Source organism: Scytonema sp. HK-05 (genome assembly GCF_963872035.1).
GTDB lineage: Bacteria > Cyanobacteriota > Cyanobacteriia > Cyanobacteriales > Nostocaceae > Kalymmatonema.
Genome location: NZ_CAWMYC010000125.1, coordinates 167,056 through 183,420, shown reverse-complemented (window position 1 = coordinate 183,420; position 16,365 = coordinate 167,056). Strand labels below are relative to the sequence as shown.

The following is a 16,365-nucleotide window of genomic DNA, read 5'->3' as shown; positions in this document are numbered from 1 at the left end:
AAATTGGCACACTTTATTGACGTTCTCCCCAGCAATCGAATCGCGGGGAGTGTTTATCACTCCTGGGGGATTGTTCATCCTTGAACGAAGTGAGCTACACAAATTGCTTTGTGGGAGACGCCATCGCCCCAACTACTGGGAATACGGAGGCACAGCACTAAACTCACCAATGACCAATGATTAATGACTATGGACTTAATTCTGTGCCATACAACAGCTGATTTTGACTCGTTAGGAGCAGCTGTAGGGCTGTCACGCCTGTTACCTGGAAGCAAGATTGTCCTAAGTGGCGGTTCTCATCCACCCGTAAGAGATTTTTTGGCGCTGCATCGGGATGAGTATCAGTTGATTGAACGGCGTTCGGTCAATCCAAAGGAAATTCGTTCCTTAATTGTGGTGGATACACAACAGCGCGATCGCCTGGGTAAGGCAGCCGAATGGTTAGATTTACCCCACATTAAGGAAATTATCATTTATGACCATCACCAAGAACAACTTGGGGATATTCCCGCTACAAAAGTACACATTTCCCCTGTTGGAGCAACAACAACTCTCATCGTCGAGCAATTGCAAAAAGAACAAATTTCCCTCACAAATGCAGAAGCAACCGTGATGGCTTTGGGTATCCATGTGGATACTGGTTCTCTGACATTTGACTATGCCACACCACAAGATGCCTTAGCATTGGCTTGGTTGATGCAACAAGGGGCAAGTTTGTCAGTTGTGAGTCAGTACGTTGATCCTGGTTTGTCTCCCCAGTTGCAACAACTCTTAAAGGTAGCACTGGAAAAACTACAAACCATATGCGTTGGGGGATATAAAATTGCTTGGGTGACTCTGAAAACAGATGGTTTTGTGCCAGGGTTATCGAGTCTCGCCTCGCAGTTGGTAGAGTTAACAGAAATAGATGCCTTACTGCTTTTGAATGAATATCCTCTCTCCGAAGGTGAATCACGCTTAATCGTGATTGGCAGATCGCAAATTCAAAGCATCAATCTTAACGAATTATTCCAACCACTCGGTGGCGGTGGACATTCCCAAGCAGCTGCGCTCAACTTGCGATCTGTAAACGCTGAGGAAATATTAAACCAACTTCTTGAGGGAATAAAAGCGACAATTCCCCACCCGCCTACCGCCAGAGACTTGATGTCTTCTCCTGTGCGCACCATTCGTCCAGAAACTACAATTGCCGAAGCACAGCGCACTTTGTTGCGCTACGGACACTCGGGTTTGTGTGTCGTTGATGCCGAAGGGGAACTAGTAGGTATTATTTCGCGAAGGGATTTAGATATTGCCCTGCATCACGGCTTTAGTCATGCTCCTGTCAAGGGCTACATGACAGTCAATATGAGGACAATTACTCCAGATACCACACTGCCAGAAATCGAGTCGCTAATGGTGACATACGATATCGGACGCCTACCAGTATTAGAACATGGGCAGTTGGTGGGATTTGTTACCCGTACTGATGTTTTGCGCGAATTACATCAGAAAGAGGAGAGGGGGAAAGGGAGAGAGGCGGGAGGGGGAGAAAAAAATATTAAATCTCCTACCCTAGGTGAGTTACATTCGCGGCTTGCGCCTCAGTTGTGGCAATTGTTGACTAAAGCATCACTAGAAGCAGAAAAACGCGCTTGGCATCTTTACCTTGTTGGGGGAGCAGTACGCGATTTGCTACTCGCTGAAGAAGCCTCAGGCACTTTGCTGATCAAAGATATTGACCTTGTCGTTGATGGCTTTCACAAATCTGCTGATGTGGGTGCAGGTGTAGAATTGGCAAAGGCACTTCAGCAACTTTACCCAAGCGCACGTCTAGAAATTCATGGCGCTTTTCAAACTGCGGCTTTGCTGTGGCACAAAGATCCAGAATTAGATTCTTTGTGGGTTGATATTGCGACTGCCAGAACAGAATTCTATCCTTATCCTGCGGCAAATCCTGAAGTTGAAGCGAGTTCGATTCGTCAAGACCTGTATCGCCGAGATTTTACCATCAATGCAATGGCACTGCGGCTGACGCCCCCCCGTGCTGGTGAATTACTCGACTTTTTTGGCGGGTTGGTGGATTTACAGGCAAAACAAATTCGAGTGTTACACGCTAACAGTTTTATCGAAGATCCCACCCGCATCTATCGCGGCGTACGCTTTGCTGTGCGACTGGGATTTCACTTGGAGGCTCAAACAGAAGAGTATATCCGCTATGCGATCAACAGCGGCGTTTACGATCGCACCACCCGAGAAAATAGCAGAACTCCCGCACTGCAAACTCGACTGAAAGCAGAATTGAAGCATATCCTGGAAGCTCCATATTGGAAATTAGCTTTGCAGTTACTTGCAGACTTAGGGGCGTTACAGTGCATTCATCCCACCCTCAAACTAGATGAGGAACTTCTACGGCAATTGCGTTTGTTAGAACGCTGTTTGCGGCGGTTTGACTCGCAGCAAACCCTCATCCACTGGCAAATGCGCCTGGAAGCTTTAATCGCTCATTTAGCAGCAGAATACCGAGGGCGTGTGGCAAGAAATCTGCAATTGCCAGAGGATAGCATTGCTAGATTGGAAAACTTAGCACAAGCACAAGATACTGTCAAGACACTCTCCTCCAGCCCCTCTCTGGAAGCACAGAGGGGAGGAGGTGTAGCGTCTGAGAAAAATCGTCCCAGTCAGGTGGTGCAGTTGCTGCGGCAGTACGATGTACCCTTGCTGATTTTAATTGCCGTGCAAAGTCCACGAGTCATTAGGCACAAGATTTGGCAATATTTGACTATCTGGCGTAACGTGCAGCCTATTTTAAATGGCAATGATCTGCAACAAATTGGCTATAAACCAGGACCGCAGTATCGACAAATGCTAGATGATTTACTTGCTGCTACGTTGGATAGCGTGATTTGCAACAAAACAGAGGCTCTTGAGTTTTTGGCAAAGCATTATCCTCGGTGAAGTCACCACTCACGATTCAATCTTAGACAACGGACCACGGCGCAGGAAGTGTCACCAGAAAAGCTGTTTCGGTGGAACTCGTGCCATTCATCAACCAAACGGCATTCTCACCTGTGTTTTCATTGCGCCAGAACAGATCGGTTTTGCCATCACCATTGAAATCGGCAACGCCAGCATTCCAGGCTTTGGGAAGAGTTAGTAAAAAATCTGACTTGGTTAAGGTGGTACCATCCATCAACCAAACGGCATTCTCACCTGTGTCAGAATTGCGCCAGAAGAAATCGGTCTTGCCATCACCATTGAAGTCGCCAATGTTATAATCCCAGGCTTTGGGAAGAGTGAATAGAAAATCTGACTTGGTTAAGGTGGTACCATCCATCAACCAAACGGCATTCTCACCTGTGTCAGAATTGCGCCAGAACAGATCGGTTTTGCCATTCTTATCGAAGTCGGCAATCTCAACATCCCAATCTTTGCCAGCAACGGACGTCAAAGGAGTTGGATTGAAGCCATTGCCATTGTTCAACCAAACAGTATTTTCTCCTGTTAAATCATTGCGCCACAAGATATCAGCCTTGCGATCGCCATTGAAATCAGCAATGCTATTATTCGATTCCTTGGGAAAATTCTGGAGAGAGAATTTATTGACGTTGGTGCCATCGACAAACCAAAGGCTATTGTCTCCTGTCTCAGAATTGCGCCAGAAGATATCGCTCTTACCATCGCCATCAATATCAGCAATGCTCGCCTTCCATTCTTTGGGAAGAGTTTCTGGCAGAACAACCGCACTAGTAATGGTAGTGCCATTCATTTGCCAAATGGCGTTCTCACCTGTGTCAGAATTGCGCCAGAACAGATCAGTCTTGCCATCACCGTTGAAATCGCCAATACTGTAATCCCAGTCTCTGGCAAGGCTCGCCACAAAAGCCGTAGAAGTATCGTAGTTTAATGTGGTACCATTCATCAACCAAACGGCGTTCTCTCCTGTGTTTTCATTGCGCCAGAAGAGATCACTCTTACCATCGTTATTGAAATCGATTATGTTCGCCGCATCTTTGAGAATCAGATTGGGATTAGGGTTGACCGTTGTTGACATACTTTTTGTGTATAACTACTGACCAAACAAACAAACATGATAAACATAACCATTTTTCTTTGCACAAATTCTTTAGGTATTCTCGAAAACTTCACAAAATCTTTGTCATTTTAAAGCAGTTTTCTGGAATTCTTTGCTGCTATGATGTAGCTAATGTCAGACCTCAACACGCCTCAAATATAGCCGACATGAAGTAGTAGCAAAAAACCGTTGCACAGAAGGCGACGGATTGTCATTGATAAATTATCAAACACATAAAGTATCAAACAAAGTATCAAGCACAACTCGGCTGGTTTGCTCATGAACAACCATGCTTGGAAGATTTTCTAACAACTTATCTCAAGAAAAAGCTGCGTTCCTTTGTGTTTGCGGCAATGTTTTGCCCGAAATAAATGACCCTTCTCTGGAATCCATTGCTGCTATGATGTAGCTAGTATCAAACCTCAACACGCTTCAAACGAAATAACTGACATGAAGTAGTCGCAAAGAACCGTTGCACAGAAGGCGGCGGATGTGAATTGAAGAAAATCACAAGCAACTAGGCGTTTTGCTTAAAAGCAGCTTAGTTAAAAAACTTTTGAACAACTTATATCTACAAGCACCTGTCGTGTGAACGTTAGATGCGGAAATTTGCACAGGCGAGGACAGAGATAAATTTACGTCTTTATTTAATGCCAAAACAGATAACCGTAACTGGCTAGAAATTAACAGGTAGCTACAGTTGAGCCACTTTGAAGTTTGAAAATTATGCAGAAAAAATCAATATTGTTAGCTGAGAATTTAGCTTATCAACTCAGCACTACGAGGACTTTATTTAAAAATGTTCAGGTAAACATTGTGCAGGGCGATCGCCCACGCATTGCCTTAGTCGGTTCCAATGGTGTTGGTAAATCTACTCTGTTAAAGATTCTTGCAGGTCAACTTAGCCCCACCACAGGTTCTGTGACACGAAATGGAACCGTTTACTATTTGCCTCAAATCAGTACCATCAAACAGAACATCAAAGCAGAGACAGTACTCGATTTTTTGAGTTCTGTTTCTGAGGAATGGTGGAAAATTGAGGAAATTTTGCAGGCGCAATTCAGCAGTACGCTTGACTTCTCCTTACCACTTTTGAATTTAAGTGGTGGGGAACTGACAAAGTTATTTCTGGCTATCGGTTTATCTTTTGAACCTCAAGTGTTACTGCTGGATGAACCAACAAATCATATGGACTTGATGGCGCTAGAAAGTTTGAGAGCTTTTCTTAACGACTTTGAGGGAGCGTTTGTCATTGTTTCTCACAAGCCATTTTTTCTAGACCAAGTTACTGATATAACTTGGGAACTCACACCAGAGGGTGTGAAAGTTTATGGAGGAAATTTTTCTTTGTACCGAGAGCAAAAGGAAATAGAGTTAGAGGCGAGATTGCGATCGCACGAAGTGGCGAGAAAAGAACTCAAACGTGCCAAAACTACCGCATTGCAGGAACAGCAAAGAGCAGCACAATCTAGCAGAAATGGTCGCGCTAAGGTTCTTAAGGGTAGTGTAGACAGAGCAGCAGCAGGACTGCTTAAATCCAAAGCCGAGGCGTCAGCAGGGATTGCCAAAAAGAAACATGAAGCAGCAGTAGCAAACGCTACTCAAAAAGTTGCACAGACGAAGGTAAAAACGACGAAGGCGACGAGTATTCAACTTGAACAAACAAGCCAAAAACGCCGAAACCTTATTGATATTCAAGGAGCAAATCTTTGGGTAGGTAAAAAGTTGCTCCTTGAGAACATCCAGCTTCATATCTCCTCTGGTGACAGAATAGCCATTGCTGGCGCTAATGGTTCAGGGAAATCTAGTCTGCCAAAGACAATTTTGCACAGGGATAGTACAACAGCGATTTTGGAGTCAGGTGAAATTTTACTTGCTCCCACAATGCAAGCCGTATACCTGGATCAAACGTATGAACTCGTAAATCGAAGGCAGACAATTTTGGAAAATATGCAAGCTGCCAATCCCAATTTAAATTATCAGCTTTTACGGCAGCAGTTGGGACACTTCCTTTTTAAATACGATGATGTACACAAAAGTGCATCGGTGTTGAGTGGAGGTGAGTTAGCAAGGTTGGCGATCGCCATGATTAGTATTTCAGAAATTGACTTGCTGATTCTCGATGAGCCGACGAATAACCTGGATATTGAAACGGTTGACCAAATGGTAGAAGGTATCAACGAGTACCAAGGTGCGCTTTGGGTCATTTCCCACGATTTAGATTTCTTAAGCCGAATTAATATCACTCAGGCTTACAAGTTGAGTGAGGAAATCTTACAAGCGACTACTTATTTGCCGGGTGAACAGGAGCAATACTATCAAGAATTACTGTTTAGTTGTGCAAAATATAATGACCAATAATTTCTTTTCATTCTTGAGGTGCTTCAATAGCTATTGCAACTCCCAAATCAGGACGGACAACCCACCAAATTAAGGTTTCTAAATAGCTTGGGAGGTCATCATTGGGACACAATTCTATACAGCATTCATGGTTTTATGTAAAAATAAATACATATGTTCAATGAACTTCTCATTTGGGGACTACGAACAGTCCAGCACTAAGGCATAAGCAGCAAAGCATCTGGGCAAGTTATAATTTTTTGCAGATGAACGTAACAAAAATTTATGAGTGACCCCCTTTTACAAGCATTTTTCGTTGGTAGAGCAGCTGCTGAAATCCTTACCGAGAAGTTGGAATTCGCCTTGACTGATGCTCTCTCGGAACTGGGCAAATGGGATGCTGAAACTAGAGAGCAACTGCGACACTTTACAGACGAAGTCTTAGAGCGGGCAAATCGTGCAGCAGAAGCTGCTGGTGCTGCTCAAACGACAAGCTATGGAGAACCTGGTTCAGCGTCAGTTGATCTGCAAGCCACGATTGATGATTTGCGAGCAGAAATTGCCACATTGCGAACAGAATTACAACGCTATCGCAGCAGTAATTCTCTGTAGAGACGTTGCATTGCAACCTTTCTACTAGAAAATGAGAGAGAAACAGTTTTGGAATCAGAGTGTCTTTTCTTCCTACTGACTCGGTCAAAAACCAGCGGTACGCAAAGCATATGGAAAAAGGTTATTCAGATAAGGCATACCGTTGGAATAGCGAAAACTACTCTCGTAGACGCCGCTTTTTAGACATTTGGTCATTTGTCTTGCTTTTGATGTTCAAGCTTTGGCGATACAACAAATCTTGGAGTTACCCAGGAGGAGTTACCGAAGCCAAGCAAGCTGCTCGACGTAAAGCTCAAGCAGTATGGATTCGCACTACCCTGCTAGATTTAGGACCAACCTTTATCAAAGTTGGGCAACTGTTCTCTACCCGTGCTGATATATTCCCCAGCGAATATGTCGAAGAACTTGCCAAGCTACAAGATAAAGTGCCGGCATTTAGCTATGAGCAGGTAGAAACAATTATTGAACAAGAACTAGGCAAGAAAATCCCCGAACTCTACCAAAGTTTTGAACCGATACCCTTGGCTGCTGCTAGCTTGGGACAAGTACACAAAGCTGTGCTGCATTCCGGGGAAGCAGTTGTTGTCAAAGTACAACGCCCCGGACTCAAGAAGCTATTTGAAATTGATTTACAAATTCTCAAGGGTATTACTCGCTACTTCCAAAACCATCCCAAATGGGGACGGGGGCGAGATTGGCTCGGCATTTACGAGGAGTGTTGTCGCATTCTTTGGGAAGAAATTGATTATCTCAATGAAGGGCGCAACGCTGATACTTTTCGCCGCAATTTTCGTAGCTACGAATGGGTGAAAGTACCGCGTGTGTACTGGCGTTACACTTCCTCACGGGTGGTGACACTGGAGTATGTTCCTGGGATAAAAATTAGCCAATATGAAGCAATAGAAGCAGCAGGTTTGGATCGCAAAGTCATTGCCCGCCAAGGTGCCGAAGCTTACCTGCATCAGCTACTCAATAATGGCTTTTTCCATGCTGACCCTCATCCAGGCAATATTGCCGTCAGTCCGACTGGTGCTTTGATATTCTATGATTTTGGCATGATGGGGCGCATTAAGACCAACGTGCGTGAAGGACTGATGCAAACGCTGTTTGGCATTGCTTCAAAAGACGGCGATCGCGTTGTCAAGTCTCTGGTTGATTTGGGGGCACTGGCACCAACAGAAGATATGGGACCTGTGCGGCGTTCCGTTCAATATATGCTGGATCATTTTATGGACCAGCCGTTTGAAAATCAATCAGTGGCTGCCATTAGTGACGATTTGTACGAAATAGCCTATGATCAACCATTTAGATTTCCAGCGACCTTCACTTTCGTGATGCGAGCTTTCTCAACACTTGAAGGTGTAGGGAAAGGGTTAGATCCAGAATTTAACTTTATGGAAGTTGCTAAACCATATGCCATGCAGCTTATGACCAATATGAATGGTTCTGAGGGGAATACCTTTCTCAATGAATTGAGCCGTCAAGCAGTTCAGGTAAGCAGTACTGCACTAGGACTACCACGCAGGCTGGAAGAGACACTAGAAAAGCTAGAACGGGGAGATATACGCGTGCGTGTCAGGTCTTTAGAAACAGAACGCTTGCTGCGACGGCAAACCAATGTTCAGCTAGGCACGACTTACGCTGTAATTGTGGCTGGTTTTACACTTAGCGCCACAATATTATTGGTACAAAAATATGTATGGTTGGCGACGATTGGGTTTATAATTGCAGCCGCAGTCTCAGGCTTGCTGATTCGACTACTTATGCGCCTCGACCGCTACGATCGTATGTCATAAATGTTGTAAAAAGTATATGAAACTTAATTTCACCGGTGTTAGCGATCCGGGACTTATTCGTTCTAATAATCAGGATGCTTACTACATAGACCCAGAGGGGCGTTTTTTCATTGTCGCCGATGGCATGGGTGGTCATGCAGGGGGCGAGCAAGCAAGCCGCATTGCTGCTGGGCAAATAGAGGCGTATTTGAGTGCTAATTGGAATTCCTCTAAACCTTCTGGGCAATTATTACAGGAAGCTTTGTTACAAGCGAATGAAGCGATTTTGCTCGATCAGCAAAATCATCCTGAACGCTCGGACATGGGGACAACGATTGTAGTCGTTATCTTTCGCCCTAAAGAGCCGCCTTTGTGCGCTCACGTTGGTGACTCCAGGCTGTACCGCTTTCGTAATTCCCAATTAGAGTTACTCACCCAAGACGATACTTGGGTAGCACGCGCTCTGAAAATGGGTGAAATTACGCCAGAAGAAGCCAGGATTCATCCTTTTCGTCATGTATTATCCCGCTGTTTGGGGCGTGAAGACCTACGTCAGATTGAAGTGCAACAACTGGACGTTCAAGCGGGCGATCGCCTACTGTTATGCAGTGATGGTTTAACAGAAGAACTAGCCGATCCAAAGATTGCTGACTATTTCAAAGAAATCTCTTTGGTAGAAAAGGCTGCTCTCTCCCTCGTTGAAGCTGCCAAACAGCATGGTGGACACGATAACATTACAGTCGTCATAGTCGCACTGAACTAGGGAATACGGTAGGGGTGATAGGTTTTTCATTTTAGGGTTTCGGTGACAGGTATTTTCTCTGTTCCCTGTCCCCTACATTTTGTCACCTGTTCCCTATATCCACTCAAAATTTGTTCAATTTGAGCATTTTTCCAATTTACAATTTGATACATATAGTTTTAGCCTCCCAAATTTCTAACTTGGGAGGCTAATTCAAGCGTTTTGTGTAATTGACATCTTGCACCTCATAAGGTAAGACGAATATAATTCAATCTTACCTACCTTACATCCCTTAAAAAGGCAAAGTGTAGACGACAAGGGCGCAGTGGCTTGCGCCTGTGGTGGCAATGTAAAATTGATGACATTGCAAATTCTACAGTTGATCTCAAGCAGGGAATAAGGGAGTTCCAGCCACCATGCATGGTAGAAAACCTATATTTTTCCGAAATCTGCTTCAACAGACTTGGGATCTATATCAGTAGGCTGAGGAACAAGGTGTATCGACTAAAAAACTACCCATTAGGGTGTGGGCAATTAGTCAAACAATTGTTATCTTTCGTAATACGGAGGTACAAATGTTCGGCAAACAAAAGTCCTCTTTATAACCCTATTGGTCTTCAGACAACTATTTCACTTTTACTTTTTTTGCTTTTAGGAGTTAATCATGAACCGACCTATCGAACTAAGCCTTGAACAACAATTCAGTATCCACTCATTTGCTACTCAAGTGCAGCACATGAGCCCTGATCAGGCTAAGGACTTTTTAGTCAAGCTTTACGAACAGATGATGGTGCGGGAAGCAACCTATAAGGAGCTTCTCAAGCATCAGTGGGGGCTAGATTCTGGTTCCAGTTTGGCATAGAGTTGTAGCGCCTTAGTAGGCGACCTCCTTCTCTTGCTTAGTTCCAAGGAGGAAAAGAGCTGGGGATGTCGGGGCGTCAACTAAAATGAGCGATTGTGATTAGAGAATTTACAGATGATAACTCATCTAACCAAATAAACTGGCTGTATACCTAAGCTTGTTTCAATTGACATAGCGAGTCACTGGCTCTGTGCATTCGTCAAACTCCTGCTTTGTCGCAAGCTAGCGTTACACAAATACCTGTGCCTGTTCTTTTCAAACAGTGCTTGACTCATCGCTCAAAGGTAATCACAGCAATTAGTCTATCTGAATTTTGCTCCTCATATTATTTATATTTACATTTCTTATAACTTTTTTGGCAAGTACATACATAATGTTTAACAATAATTAATATGAATGATGAGTCATGCTGCACTAGTGGTCTGTTTCATTAATTCTAATGGGTTACAAGATCCCCGACTTCGTAAAAGTTGTCGGGGATCTGTTGGCTCTAACCGGAAAGGTCTAATGGGGAGTCTGTATCAAGTGCTTGTATCTTTGCCAAAATTTGAGGCTTAATCTTTTCGTACTCGGTTTTAAGTAAACTTTTACTAAGTTGCGGTTCAGAAGATGATACGAGCTTGTTGCTCATCGTCACCCACAGTTGCAGCCGCTGGTGCTGTGCTGAGGCAATACTTGAAAGTAATACATGAACACAACGATTTGGTGCCTCTCGAGTAAAGAACAGTATACGGTAGAAACCTGTTTGTCCGAGTAAGCGAGTGATTTCTTGCCCGAAAGTTGTTTTCAAGTCGAGGTAGTATGGCAACCATTTGGCACCATACCTACGGTTGTAAATCAGGGTAATCCACAACAGCATCGGGTGAGGAGCAGTAACGAAAAGAAATTGATTGTAGCGCGTACAAACTAAACGTTTTTGAATTTCTAAAAGTGGTAGCATCACCCACAAAGCTGGTGAAACCTCTCCATTGGAAGAGAGGCGACTGGGAAAGACGATATCGGCGATGGGTTTATTCGCGGGCCAAGAAGCTTGCTTGGCAATTTCATCAATCAATGCAGATGCTGGCGTAGTCTTGTGTTCAACATCTGTCTTTGCTGGAGTTCGGGTAGTGGATGCTTCATTAATGGGTGGCAAAGTTTTGCTTTTGCCATAACGCTGTTCCAAGGATGCGAGAACCTTAAGAATTTCGTCTATACTTTGGGGTCGTGAGCTTGGTGCCTTGGCTAAACAACTCATAACCAAATTTTCGACCTCTTTTGGTACTTGTACGGCAGTAACCTCAGCTAAGGAACGCGGTTGTTGATAGTGGTGTAGTTTATACCAGACTCCAAAAGAGTGGCTTGATGCTACAAAGGGAATCTTACCTGTAAGCATCTCAAACATCATCACTCCCAAACTATAAATATCAGAACGGTTATCTAATTCCTTGCCATCCATCTGTTCGGGAGAAGAATAAGCGAGAGTACCTAAATAGTAGTTAGTATGATCAGTATCTGACTGTAGTAACTTAGCGATCCCAAAATCTAAAACTTTAACTAATTCGCCGAAACTATCATCTTGAATGACTAGCATATTGCTCGGCTTAATATCGCGGTGGATAATTGGGTAGATTTTGCCATCAACTGGGATGCCATGATGAGCGCAGTGTAACCCCAAGCAAATTTGACGCACCATGCTCAAAAATCTTGGTAAAGGCAGTTGTTGCTTGCGGATGACATTGCTCAGGCTTGCTCCTTGTAGGTATTCCATAACGTAGAAGGGAATATTATTCTCGTCTACGCCATAGTCCATGACTCGGACAATGTGGATACTTTTTTGCCCCAGTAAGGCACAGGTTTTCGCTTCTCGCTCAAAGCGCTCCTGCACTCGCAATTGTTGATTTTCCATTGATACAGCAAGAAACTTAACCGCAACGGGTACGCCACCCAACAAAACATCCTTAGCACGATAAACTTTACCCATTGCTCCAGCACCAATCATCTCCTGGAGTTCGTAGCGTTTGCTCAGTAAACGACCAATGTTGGGGTCTGACATAAAAAATTCGACTCTAATGTTTAATAATCTTGGGAGATTCCTACCCAGCCTACAAGTTGTCAGTGTTTTGATTTGAAAGTGGATTTAGATAAACGGGGTTAGCACATTCACCGAGAAATTTTGTACTATTGCGTACTTTTGCTCTTATTTAGTTTTCCCAAATTTGATCACTCAGATAACTTGAGGCGTGTAAAAAAATGGTTTTGATTTATCGGCTGACCAATAGGATTTGAGCTATCCTACCAATGCTCTCCACAAGCTGTTGCTCTGTCAGTTCACCGTAACCAAAGATAAACTCACCTTGAGAATGTGGTCTGAGATAATGAGGTGCAGCAGACATGATCCCGATACCAAGCAAAGCAGCACGCTGAATAATCTCTTCATCACTCAAAGGAGTTTGTAATCGCACCATCACATGAAGCCCTGCTTTTTCACCTAAAATCGTTGCTTTCTCCCCAAAATGAACGTTTAATGCCTTCACCAGGGCTTGACGACGCCTATCGTAGAGCGATCGCATTTTTCTAATATGCCGTTCTAGATGCCCTTGTTCGATAAAATCTGCAAGCACCTGTTGTTCAAGTAATGGGAGATGGCGATCGCTCAACCATTTAGCACGAGCAAAAGGAGAAACCAAACTTTTTGGCAGCACTAAATAGCCAATCCGTAGCGAAGGAAACAGAACTTTTGAGAACGTACCGATATAAAGTACACAATCACTGTGATCCAATCCTTGCAAAGCTGGAATAGGTCTGTCACCATAGCGATATTCGCTATCATAGTCATCTTCAATAATCAAAGCCCCGGTTTGCCGTGCCCATGTAAGTAATTCCAATCGTCGGGGTAGCGAAAGTATTGCACCTGTGGGGAACTGGTGAGAGGGTGTCACGTAAACAAGCCGGATTTGTTCACTGGAATAGTGAGCTAAGTCTTTAACCACCAAGCCAGACTCATCCACAGCGATCGGCAAGAGTTTAGCACCCTGAGTTTGAAAAATGAGCCGTGCGCTTAAGTAACCAGGGTCTTCCATAGCAATGACATCATCAGGTTCAATAAATAAGCGCATGATTAAATCAAGTGCTTGCTGCGTGCCATTGACGATTATCACTTGCTCTGGTTCGCAGTTGACAGCGCGGGAACGAGAGAGGTAACGGGAAATAGCTTCCCGCAAAGGTTTGTACCCTAGAATATCTGTTGTGTAGTCGAGCCATTGTAAATCAGAGCAACAGTAACGAGAAAGTAACTTGCGCCACAGCTTTATCGGAAATTGGTCAAAGGCTGGTCGTCCGTAGCGGAAGTTAATCGGCTTTACAGGCTCAGTAATTCTGGGGACATCTTCCGTCTTAGTTAAATGTTCGCCATACTTAGAGAGCTTGATGGGTGGACGAGCGATTTTCCCAGTCGATTGAATGGGCGTTGAATGTAGTAAATCATCAGGAAGTTGAGTGCAAACAAACGTACCAGAACCGACAACAGTTTCTATGTAGCCCTCACTCAAAAGTTGGTCGTAGGTTTGAGTTACAGTCGTGCGCGAAATTCCTAGAGATTTAGCAAGCTGACGTGTGGAAGGAATGCGTTTTCCTGGTAATAACCGTCCGCTGAGAATGCAGTAGCGCAGTTCCTCGTAAAGCTGTTGATGGAGTGGTAGAGGGGAATTACTATCCAGCGTAATGGCAAAATCCATACTTTACTGCTGTTAAAGTGGACTTATATCAAATCACAAAAGTGGCTCTTGTAGAAGACCACTTTGGGGAATTACGCTAACAAGAGTGAACCCAAGACCTGCACCCAGAATAGTGATGTTTTGAGCAACGCCTTAGTTCAAAAACATTGGCACTACTAATCAATGATGTGAGTTAGGGGCACTATCACAACCATGAGTTTGAAAATGGAAATTCACTACCTACAGCATGTTCCCTTTGAAGGTATTGCCAGTATTGAACAGTGGGCGAAATCAAAAGGGCATTCCCTATCTGCAACAAGACTTTACCAAGACGAGCCTCTGCCAAAAGTGGAAGATATCGATTGGCTGTTGATCATGGGCGGTCCAATGAATATCTATGAGGAAATTAAATATCCTTGGTTGGCTCAAGAGAAAAGGTTTATAGAGCAAGCAGTCAAACATGAGAAAGTCATTTTAGGAATTTGCTTAGGAGCACAGTTAGTCGCCGATGTATTAGGCGCAAAAGTGTTTTCCAACAAGTATAAAGAAATCGGTTGGTTTCCCATTGAACTGACGAGTGCAGCTCAAACATCACCCATTTTTAACTTCTTGCCTAAGCGTTTGAGTGTTTTTCACTGGCATGGGGATGCGTTTGAGTTGCCTTCAGGAGCAATTCAGATAGCTAAAAGCGACGGATGCCAAAATCAAGCTTTTATCTACAATGAAAGCATTATTGGTTTACAATTTCACCTCGAATCGACCAAGAACAGTGTTCAAGCACTCCTGGAAAACTGTGCGGATGAGATTGTTGAGGGTAAATATATCCAGAAATCTGATCAACTCCTCTCACACGAAGAGAATTTTAAAGGTATCAACGATGCTATGCATGGCATCTTAGATAGACTATCGAGCAAAACTTTTGCCTAAAATACACTTTTTCTATAATCAGCCTCTTTTAGCATAATGCCAAATTTGAGGTGAAGTCACTTATGCAGACACAACCAATAATTCAGACCAGAGAAGCGACTCCAGAAGAAGACTCACTGATTGCAAAGCATTTTTACCAAATGTGGCGAGACATTGGCGTTCCTGATGACGCCATCAACTCTAACTGGCTTGAGATAACTCTCCAGTTTATAGAACAGGCGCGTCGGGATTTGTTTTACAAAGCGTTTGTGGCAGAGGTTGACGGTGGAGTCGTTGGTTCTGCAAGTTGTCAACTCTTCACAGGTTTTTACCCGAATGTTCTCAAGCACCAGTACCGCCAATTCGGATACATTTGGGGCGTTTACGTTGAGCCATCTTACCGCAAACAAGGAATTGCCAAGCAACTGACTAGCGCAACGGTTAATTATTTGAAAGCAGTGGGTTGTACGCGAGCGGTTCTCAACGCCTCTCCCTTAGGCAAACCAGTCTATGAAAGTCTTGGTTTTTCCAGTGGCAATGCTATGCAGTTGGACTTAATTGATACTAGTTCTTTTTAGTTTTGATTACACGGTTCGTAATAGCGCTTAAGCGCTCACTACAAACTTTTCATTTGGAGTCCAAAATTATGAGTACTTTAGACAATCAAATTAATCAGGAACAGCTAACTCCTACACAACGCAGTCAAATTAAACGAGTCCCTCAGCGCGGCAATTATGAACGTCAGCTGATCTATGAGATTTTAGATGAAGGGTTAATCTGTCATGTGGGATTTGTTGTTGATAACCAGCCGTTCGTGATTCCAACTGCTTACGGTCGTGTGGAAGATAAATTATACATTCACGGTTCGCCAGCAAGTCGGATGTTGCGTTCTCTGCTTACTGGTATTCAAGTTTGCGTGACAGTCACTTTGCTGGATGGTTTAGTACTAGCGCGGTCAGCGTTTCACCACTCGATGAATTACCGTTCTGTGGTGATATTTGGTACAGCCACCCTCGTACAAGACGCTGACGAAAAGTTAGAAGCGCTACGAGCCTTTACTGAGCATATTGTACCTGAACGATGGGCAGAGGTACGCCCACCTAATCGTCAGGAATTACAAGGAACTTTGGTGCTTTCCCTACCAATAACTGAAGCATCTGCCAAAGTGCGGACAGGTCCGCCACGGGATGATGAGGAAGACTATAGTTTGCCTGTATGGGCGGGTGTTCTACCTTTGCAAGTGGTTCCAGGTGATGCGATCGCCGATCCACGTTTGCACAAAGAAATTACTCTACCAGATTATGTACAAAATTACACTCGTCTTGTTGAGGGGCGCGAGTAGCAGGCGATACTATAGGCGAAAATGAGGCTTATTTTGC

General features: G+C 44.0%; 12 protein-coding genes. 9 read left to right on the top strand and 3 right to left on the bottom strand.

The window, feature by feature from the left end; all coding sequences use genetic code 11:
* Nucleotides 1–189: 189 nt before the first annotated feature.
* A complete protein-coding gene (locus tag AACT52_RS27465) occupies nt 190–2,937 on the top strand; it encodes a CBS domain-containing protein (protein WP_073627716.1) in 2,748 nt (915 codons plus the stop codon).
* Between the two features lie 22 nt (nt 2,938–2,959).
* On the opposite strand, the gene AACT52_RS27460 is transcribed toward AACT52_RS27465, so the two are convergent.
* Nucleotides 2,960–4,033 (bottom strand): FG-GAP repeat domain-containing protein, encoded by a 1,074-nt coding sequence (locus AACT52_RS27460; RefSeq protein WP_073627714.1) that lies wholly within the window; start codon nt 4,031–4,033, stop codon nt 2,960–2,962.
* 747 nt (nt 4,034–4,780) lie between these two features.
* On the opposite strand from AACT52_RS27460, the gene abc-f reads away from it, so the two are divergent.
* From abc-f to AACT52_RS27435, 5 genes are all read left to right on the top strand, one after another.
* A complete protein-coding gene (gene abc-f / locus AACT52_RS27455) occupies nt 4,781–6,415 on the top strand; it encodes a ribosomal protection-like ABC-F family protein (RefSeq protein ID WP_073627712.1) in 1,635 nt (544 codons plus the stop codon).
* Nucleotides 6,416–6,679: 264 nt separating this feature from the next.
* Complete coding sequence (locus AACT52_RS27450; RefSeq protein WP_073627710.1) at nt 6,680–7,006, top strand: DUF6825 family protein; 327 nt, start codon at nt 6,680–6,682, stop codon at nt 7,004–7,006.
* A gap of 110 nt (nt 7,007–7,116) precedes the next feature.
* Nucleotides 7,117–8,802, top strand: a complete 1,686-nt coding sequence (locus AACT52_RS27445; protein ID WP_073627780.1) for an ABC1 kinase family protein — start codon at nt 7,117–7,119, stop codon at nt 8,800–8,802.
* A gap of 16 nt (nt 8,803–8,818) precedes the next feature.
* Nucleotides 8,819–9,544: a PP2C family protein-serine/threonine phosphatase gene (locus tag AACT52_RS27440; RefSeq protein ID WP_073627708.1), complete on the top strand. Its 726-nt coding sequence runs from the start codon at nt 8,819–8,821 to the stop codon at nt 9,542–9,544.
* 643 nt (nt 9,545–10,187) lie between these two features.
* Entirely contained in the window at nt 10,188–10,385 is a 198-nt protein-coding gene (locus AACT52_RS27435) for an NblA/ycf18 family protein (RefSeq protein WP_073627706.1), read from the top strand.
* A gap of 490 nt (nt 10,386–10,875) precedes the next feature.
* Here the strand turns inward: AACT52_RS27435 and AACT52_RS27430 are convergent, their stop codons facing one another.
* Nucleotides 10,876–12,420 carry a serine/threonine-protein kinase gene (locus tag AACT52_RS27430; RefSeq protein ID WP_073627704.1) on the bottom strand — a complete coding sequence of 515 codons (1,545 nt, stop codon included), beginning with the start codon at nt 12,418–12,420 and terminating at the stop codon, nt 10,876–10,878.
* 208 nt (nt 12,421–12,628) lie between these two features.
* On the bottom strand, nt 12,629–14,101 hold the full coding sequence (gene pdxR, locus AACT52_RS27425; protein WP_073627702.1) for a MocR-like pyridoxine biosynthesis transcription factor PdxR: 1,473 nt from the start codon (nt 14,099–14,101) through the stop codon (nt 12,629–12,631).
* A gap of 204 nt (nt 14,102–14,305) precedes the next feature.
* Here pdxR and AACT52_RS27420 point away from each other — a divergent pair, with 204 nt between their 5' ends.
* From AACT52_RS27420 to AACT52_RS27410, 3 genes are all read left to right on the top strand, one after another.
* Entirely contained in the window at nt 14,306–15,007 is a 702-nt protein-coding gene (locus AACT52_RS27420; protein WP_073627700.1) for a type 1 glutamine amidotransferase, read from the top strand.
* A gap of 62 nt (nt 15,008–15,069) precedes the next feature.
* Entirely contained in the window at nt 15,070–15,564 is a 495-nt protein-coding gene (locus tag AACT52_RS27415) for a GNAT family N-acetyltransferase (RefSeq protein WP_073627698.1), read from the top strand.
* 68 nt (nt 15,565–15,632) lie between these two features.
* Nucleotides 15,633–16,328 carry a pyridoxamine 5'-phosphate oxidase family protein gene (locus AACT52_RS27410; protein ID WP_073627696.1) on the top strand — a complete coding sequence of 232 codons (696 nt, stop codon included), beginning with the start codon at nt 15,633–15,635 and terminating at the stop codon, nt 16,326–16,328.
* The last annotated feature ends 37 nt before the right edge of the window (nt 16,329–16,365 follow it).